We start from the raw sequence: 235 nt of genomic DNA, 5'->3' as shown, positions 1-235 counted from the left end.
ATAATGGTGTCCGTCTGCGGAATTGAAAAGGAGAGTGGAACCGATGGAGAAATTAACGAAACTAAGGGAAGCATTTGGAGCGCATGGAATAGATGGGATGCTCATTACCAGTCCCTATAACCGCCGCTACATATCCAATTTTACAGGTACGGCTGGTGTTGTGTTGATCAGTGGAGATAAAGCACAGTTTATTACTGATTTCCGCTATATTGAACAAGCTTCAAAGCAATGTGAA

General features: G+C 42.6%; 1 protein-coding gene. It reads left to right on the top strand.

Annotated features, from left to right (window positions below; translation table 11 throughout):
* Window positions 1–43: 43 nt before the first annotated feature.
* A partial coding sequence (locus RYX56_RS25255) for an aminopeptidase P family N-terminal domain-containing protein (RefSeq protein ID WP_317124502.1) occupies window positions 44–235 on the top strand: 192 nt, incomplete at its 3' end.

The organism is Alkalihalophilus lindianensis, from assembly GCF_032843265.1.
GTDB lineage: Bacteria > Bacillota > Bacilli > Bacillales > Bacillaceae_D > Alkalihalophilus > Alkalihalophilus lindianensis.
This window is presented reverse-complemented; position numbering and strand designations above follow the sequence as displayed.